Source organism: Candidatus Streptomyces philanthi (assembly GCF_059553635.1).
In genome coordinates this window covers 1-6,909 of the sequence record NZ_JCANQV010000289.1, presented here as the reverse complement: position 1 = coordinate 6,909, position 6,909 = coordinate 1, and the positions used below count along the sequence as shown (strand labels likewise).

The 6,909-nt window shown below is 74.7% G+C and carries 4 protein-coding genes and 1 pseudogene; 3 read left to right on the top strand and 2 right to left on the bottom strand.

What is annotated here, in order from left to right:
- On the bottom strand, window positions 1–2,081 hold a 2,081-nt coding region (locus tag AC51EU_RS24780; protein ID WP_496269278.1), incomplete at its 3' end, for a sensor histidine kinase.
- A gap of 350 nt (window positions 2,082–2,431) precedes the next feature.
- Here AC51EU_RS24780 and AC51EU_RS24775 point away from each other — a divergent pair.
- The 3 genes from AC51EU_RS24775 (at window position 2,432) to solA (ending at window position 5,198) form a co-directional block, all read left to right on the top strand.
- Window positions 2,432–2,818: a hypothetical protein gene (locus AC51EU_RS24775; protein ID WP_496269277.1), complete on the top strand. Its 387-nt coding sequence runs from the start codon at window positions 2,432–2,434 to the stop codon at window positions 2,816–2,818.
- 218 nt (window positions 2,819–3,036) lie between these two features.
- On the top strand, window positions 3,037–3,855 hold the full coding sequence (locus AC51EU_RS24770) for an IclR family transcriptional regulator (RefSeq protein WP_496269276.1): 819 nt from the start codon (window positions 3,037–3,039) through the stop codon (window positions 3,853–3,855).
- Window positions 3,856–4,043: 188 nt separating this feature from the next.
- On the top strand, window positions 4,044–5,198 hold the full coding sequence (gene solA, locus AC51EU_RS24765) for an N-methyl-L-tryptophan oxidase (protein WP_496269275.1): 1,155 nt from the start codon (window positions 4,044–4,046) through the stop codon (window positions 5,196–5,198).
- Window positions 5,199–5,210: 12 nt separating this feature from the next.
- Here solA and AC51EU_RS24760 read toward each other — a convergent pair.
- Window positions 5,211–6,909, bottom strand: a pseudogene (locus AC51EU_RS24760) (hypothetical protein); the annotation flags it as partial.

Genomic DNA, 6,909 nt, shown 5'->3' with positions numbered 1-6,909 from the left:
TTGTCCTCCCCGTCCGCGGGGGCCGGGACGAACGGCAGGTTGGAGGTGGTGCGTGCCATGGGGACGGCGGGGGTGCGGTCGGCGCGCTCGGGGAGCGGGACCGGTCCCCGGGCGAGGGCGGCGGGGGTCGCGCCGGGCAGTTCGCGTCCGCGCTCCGGGCGGCCGGAGGTGACGGTGCGGTCCTCGGGCACCTCCGTGAGGAGGGCGCCGGGGAGGAGGACGACGGCGGTGGTGCCGCCGTACGGGGAGGGCTGGAGACAGACCCGTACGCCCTGGCGGCGGGCGAGCCGGCTGACGACGAAGAGGCCGAGCCGGTCGGTGTCGGACAGTTCGAACTCGGGGGTCTCGGCGAGCCGGAGGTTGGCGTCGAGCAGCTGGTCGGCGGCCATGCCGAGGCCGCGGTCGTGGATCTCCAGGGTGAAGCCGTTGGCGACGCGTTCGCCGTGGACCTGGACGGTGGTGTGGGGCGGGGAGAACACCGTGGCGTTCTCCAGGAGTTCGGCGATGAGGTGGGTGAGGTCGGAGACGGCGGGGCCCTCGACCGCGAGCCGCGGCAGCCGGCGCACCTCGACCCGCTCGTAGTCCTCGACCTCGGCGACGGCCGCGCGGACCACGTCCATCAGCGGGATGGGCTTGCGCCACTGCCGGGAGGGGGCGGCGCCGGAGAGGATGACCAGGCCCTCGGCGTGGCGGCGCATGCGGGTGGTCATGTGGTCGAGGCGGAAGAGGTCGGCGAGTTCCTCCGCGTCCTCGGTGCGCCGTTCCATGGTGTCGAGGAGCGTGAGCTGACGGTGCAGCAGGACCTGGTTGCGGCGGGCGAGGTTGACGAAGACCTCGGAGACGCCGCGGCGCATGTCGGACTGCTTGACGGCGGCCTCGACGGCGGCGCGGTGGAGGGTGTTGAGGGCCTGGCCGACCTGGCCGGTCTCGTCCTGGCCGAACTCGCGGCGGGGCGCCTCGGTCTCCACGTCGACCTGTTCGCCCGCGGCGAGGCGCCGCATGACGCTGGGCAGCCGGACGCCGGAGATCTCGTGCGCGGTCCTGCGCAGCCGCGTCAGGTCCTTGATGTGCCGCCGGCCGACGCGGACGGAGACGACGAGCGAGACGAGCAGGGCGAGGAAGCCGAGGACGCCGGCGACGGCGGCCTTGAGGACGACGTTCCAGGCGACGGGCCTCACGCGTTCCTGGAAGCGTTCCGCGGCCTCCCGGTCCATCCGCCACAGTTCGTCGAGGACGGTGGAGGCGGCGGCCTCCCAGCGTTCGGGGTTGACGGCGCGGGGGGCCTTGGCGGCGCCGGCGGCGATGGCCTTGTCCTCGAAGGACAGCAGGTCGCGGGTGCGGGGGCCGCGCCAGTAGTCCGCGTAGGTGCCGCGGTCGCGGGCGGTCAGCAGGGGCAGGCCGGTGCGGTAGAGGACGCCGCGCTCGGCGACCTGGTCGGACATGGTGCGCAGGTCGCGGGCGCTCATGCTGCCGGAGGCGAGGGCCGCGGCCATCAGGGCGTCCTCGCGGGAGACGGCCTCGCGGGCGCGGGTGATCGTGATCAGGGCGCGGGCCTGGCGGTCCATGTCCGAGGTGTCGAGGGCGTGGAGGGAGGTGAGGAAGTCGTAGGCCGGGTCGACGGCGGCGTTGTAGCCCTCGAACGCCTCGTCGCGGGAGACGGTGTTGTTCTCGACCCGGGAGCGCAGGGCGTCGAGCCCGGACAGGGCCTTGACGACGGAGTCGACGGCGTAGCCGGCGCGGCCGCCGAGGTCCTCGCGGACGTCGGGGTCGGCGATGTTGGCGCGCAGCCGGTCGGCGGACTCGTCGGTGGCGCGGGCCAGTTGCTGGAGGCGGGGCAGCGCGGTGGCGTTGCGGCGGTCGGCGAGGTAGAGGAGGCTCTGGCGGCGTTCGCGCTGGAGGTCCGCGATCAGGTTCTGTGTGGGATGCCCCAGTTTGCGCACCACGGAGGCGAGGTCGAGGAGTTGGTTGGCCTCGCGGCCGGTGAGATAGGTCGCGAACACCCACAGGGCGGTCAGGGACACCAGCGGTACGAGCAGCAACGCCACGATCTTCCTGCGGATCGATTTCCCGCGAAAGCGCATGGCCTCCCCTACGTCAACCCCGGTGCGCCGGGATGGTGTTCCGTCAACAAACGGCGTGAGCCTACTACTGTCGGGGAGTCGATCCGAAGAGCGATCCACACCCCGGGAAGGCGACCGGAGAGTATCGTCCCATGTTGTCCGCTGATAGCCGGACATGCCGCCCGTCTCTCCCGTGCCTGCCATGCGCCGGCCTCCGTTCCCGTGCTCCGTCCGTACCGCCCCGCGTGTCCGTGCGGCGCCGCGGTGGGCGACGATGACGGTGGACGAGACCGGCCCCTGGGAGGGTACCGGGCAAAAGCCGGGCAGTTGCCCAGGAGACGGACAGGGCGTGGGAGGGGGAGGGGGAACGCGTGAGCGACATCGGCAGGGGGCCGTTGTGGCGGGAGGAGCCGGCCCGCAGGCCGCGGATGGCCGACCCGGTGCGGGAGGCGGCGGTGCGCGCGGTCATCATCGTGGCGGTGACGCTGGTCCTGGGGATGGTGGCGTTCCTGAACGCGCTGGCCGGGTCGTGGTTCGCGTTCCCCGCCGTGCTCGCCGCGGTCGCCTCCACCGTGGTGGCGACCTGGGGCGTGCTGGACGTCTGGGTGACCCGTCAGGTGTGGGTGCAGCGGCACGGTGTGCGGTCGGTGCCGAGCAGTACGGCCCGTCAGTTGCGCCGTGAGCGGCGGCGGGAGCGGCGGGAGAGACGCCGCGAACGGCGCCGTGGCGGTCCGGGTGCGGGGCGTGCGGTGGTGTGACGGCGGTGCCGTGGGCCGAATACCCATGAAAGAGTGAAGCGGGGGACGGATGTTCGTCATCTGGTCCCGGGCGCGCCGCTCGGTATCATGACGTCCCGCACGACGCACCACAGCGCGCGATGCGCAACACAGTCCGGGCCGGGCGGCGGTCCGCCGAAGACCGCCCGGCGGATTCCTCGACGTGCCCCGGGGGCCAGCGGGTGGTGACACGAAGACCCATGCCGAACACGACCGATACGGCCGGGGACCGGTCCGGGGAGCGGCGCGGCGCCGCGGGGGCCGTCCAGTCCGTCGACCGCGCGGTGAGCGTCCTGGAACTCCTGGCGCTGCGCGGCGAGGCCGGGGTGACGGAGCTGTCCGCCGAGCTGGGCGTGCACCGCTCCACCGCGTTCCGCATCCTCGGTGTCCTGGAAAGCCGCGGTCTGGTGGCGCAGGAGGGGGAGCGCGGGAAGTACTTCCTGAGCGCCGGGGTACTGCGGCTGGCCGGCGCGGCGGCCGTCCGGCTGGACATCTCGCAGGAGGGCCAGCCGGTGTGCCGGGCGCTGGCCGAGACCACCGGGGAGACCGCCAACATCGCGGTCCTCGACGGGGACGCCGCCGTCAACATCATGCAGGCCAGGGGCTCCGCCGCGGTGACCGCCCACAACTGGCTGGGCCGCCGCACCCCGCTGCACGCCACCGCCAGCGGCAAGGTGCTGCTGGCCCATCTGCCGCCGGAGCGGCGGGACGCGCTGCTCGGCCGCAGGCTGGCGCGGTTCACCCCGCACACGGTCACCCGCAGGGCCGCGCTGCGCGAGCAGCTGGAGGCCGCGGCGGCGGACGGGTTCGCCCGTACCCACGAGGAACTGGAGACCGGGCTCAACGCGGTGGCGGCCCCGGTACGGGGGCACGACGGCACGGTGATCGGCGCGATCGGCGTGTCGGGACCGGCGTACCGCATGGAGCGCGCCCTCCTTCCCGAACTGGCCCGGCACACCGCGCGGGCCGCCGCCGACCTGTCGCGGCGGATGGGCCACCCGGGCCGGCCCGCCTCTTGACGGACGGCGGACGGACTTCCAGCATGTCCCCCATGGCGCGACACCGAGCGCCATGAGCGACACCGGGGCGGCACCACCGCCCTCCGCCCGCACTCCGCGCCGTCCTCCCCCGCCACCGGTGCCGCCGAGGAGCCGGACGTCCCGTACGGGGGGCGCGCCCGCGACCCGTCCGGCCCCGGGAGGCCCGCTTGTCCCCTTCCCCCGATGTGATCGTGCTCGGACTCGGCGGCATGGGCAGCGCCGCCGCCCACCGTCTGGCCGCCCGCGGGGCCCGGGTGCTGGGCCTGGAGAGATTCGGCCCGGTGCACCGGCACGGCTCCAGCCACGGCGGCTCCCGCGTCACCCGCCAGTCCTACTTCGAGGACCCGGCCTACGTCCCGCTGCTGCTGCGCGCCTACGAGCTGTACGAACAACTGGAGCGGGACACCGGCCGCGACATCGCCACCCTCTGCGGCGGCATCATGCTCGGCCGCCCCGGCAGCCGTACCGTCGCCGGCTCCCTGCTCTCGGCCCGGACCTGGGACCTGCCGCACGAGATGCTGGACGCCCCGGAGATCCGCCGCCGCTTCCCGACCCTGGCCCCGGCCGACGACGAGGTCGCCCTGTACGAGGCCCGTGCCGGGTTCCTGCGCCCGGAGAACACCGTCGCCGCTCAGCTCCAGCTCGCCACCCGGCACGGCGCCGACCTGCACTTCGAGGAACCGGTGACCCGCTGGGAGGTGCTGCCGGGCGGGCGCGGCGTACGGGTGCACACCCCCGACGACAGCTACACCGCCGGCCACCTGGTGATCTGCCCGGGGGCCTGGGCGCCGCGGCTGCTCGCGGACCTGGGTGTGCCGTTCACCGTCGAACGGCACGTCATGCACTGGTTCGCACCCGACGGCGGCACCGCCCCGTACGTCCCCGAGCGGCATCCCGTCTACATCTGGGAGGACGCCGAAGGGGTGCAGATCTACGGCTTCCCCGCGATCGACGGGCCCCGTGGCGGCGCCAAGGTCGCCTTCTTCCGCAGGGGCACCGTGTGCGACCCGGAGAGCATCGACCGGACGGTGCGCGACGAGGAGGTGGCGGCGATGGCCGGGCAGGCGGCGCGGAGGCTGCCCGGCCTGCCCGGCCGCTTCCTGGACGCCGCCACCTGTATGTACACCAACACCCCGGACGAGCACTTCGTGCTCACCCGCCACCCCGCGCACCCGGAGACGGTGACCGTGGCCTGCGGTTTCTCCGGCCACGGCTTCAAGTTCGTCCCCGTGGTCGGCGAGATCGCCGCCGATCTGGCGCTGACCGGCGGCACCCGGCACCCCATCGCGCTGTTCGACCCCCGCAGGCCGGGGGTCCGGTGAGCGGGCGCCCGGTCAGCTCCCGGCGGGCTCCTCGGGCCTGCGGTACATCCGGGTCGCCGTGATCTGGCCGTGCACCGGCTCCTCGGACGGGTCCCGCTGCGGCAGTCCCGGACGCAGATGCTCCTCGACGCTGATGTACTTCAGGCCCGCCCGCAGGTCCGCGTCGTTCCGCAGCCGGATGACCAGCGGGAACTCGGCGAGCGCCGTGGTGTCGAACAGGCCCGTGGTGTACAGCAGCTGGACGCCCAGCGCGTCGGCGACGGCCCGCTGGAGCTCCAGGAGGTAGGTGGCGTTGGCGCGGCCGATGGGGTTGTCGAGGAACAGCGTGCCGGCGTGCCGCTGCTTCTCGCGGCCCCGGTCGTTGCTGCGCAGCGCGGCCATCGTGCAGTACAGAGCGATCGCCGCGGTCAGCAGCTGCCCGCCGGAGAACACATCGCCCATCTGCCCCACCGGCACCCGCTCGGCGCGCAGCACCGCGTCCGGCTTGAGGATCTCCACCGCCACCCCGCGCGGCTGGAGCGCCGCCGCCACACCGCGCAGCAGCAGCGACATCCCGTCCCGCCGCAGATCGCTGTTCTTGCGGACGGCGGAGCGGGTCGCCTCGTCGATGACCTCGCCCAGCCGCTCGGTGAGCGTGGCCTGGTCCGGGTCCTCGAAGCGGATGCGCAGGAACTCCTGGCCGGACCACTCCCCCAGGCCCTCCGGCAGCCGGGACAGCCGCTGCGCGGACCGCAGCGTGGCCAGGGACGACTCGACCAGGCCGCGCAGCCTGTCGACGATGCTGTCGCGGTTGCGCTCCAGCTGCTCCAGCTCGTCGCTCAGGACCCGCAGCCGGGGCGCGAACGCCTCCGCCCAGGCGGCCGCGTGCTCGGGCAGCGCGGACGCCGGCAGCTCCCGGATCTGCTGCCGCGCCGGGGTGCGCACCTGCTCGTAGCGGGTGGAGTTGGCGTGCCGGACGAGGACGTCGGCGGCCTCGCGGACGGCGGCCTCGGCGGCGGAGAGGTCGGCTGCGCAGCCGCGCAGCGAGCGGCGCGACTCGGCGGCGGCCCGGCGGCCCTCCTCCAGCCCGCCGGAGTACGGCTCGGGCCGCTCCTCGGTCCGGTCCTCGGCCTGCTGGTCGCGCAGCAGATCGCGCAGCAGCGCGGCGGTCTCCTCGAAGCCGTCCGCGGCCTCCTCGGCGGCGCGGTGCCCGCGCAGCAGCTCCTCGTGGCGGGCGCGCGCGGCCTCCAGCACCTCGGTGGCGGTGGCGAGTTCGGCGCCCGCGGTGCGCAGCAGCTCCTTGGCGCGGTCGGCGTCGGCCGGGACCAGCTCCTCGGGCAGTTCGGTGTGCGCGTCGCCGTCGGCGGGCGCCAGCCGCTCGGCCTCGCCGCGCAGCCGGCCCAGCTGTTCGCTGGCGGCCGAGGCGCGTCCCTCCAGCATCTGGACCAGCGACTCGGCGCGGGCCGCCGCGGCCCGGCGGGACGGGCCGTCGGCCGCGTCCGGGCTCTCCAGCAGCGCCTCGGCGCGGGTGCGGACCTTGTTGGTCAGGCGGTTCAGCTCGGCGAGCGCGGCACTCTCATCGCCCTCGGCGCGGGCCTGTTCGGCGCGCAGGTCGGCGCCGACGCCGACCTTCTCGTACAGCTGGGAGGCGGCGCGGTACGCCTCGCGCAGCGCCGGGAGGGAGGCGGGCGTTCCCTCGGGGGCCTCGCCGAGGTCGTCGGGGACGCCGGCG

Coding starts and splice junctions, on each gene's coding strand:
- AC51EU_RS24770 (WP_496269276.1), top strand. CDS start 3,037: ATGCCGAACACGACCGATACGGCCGGGGACCGGTCCGGGGAGCGGCGC.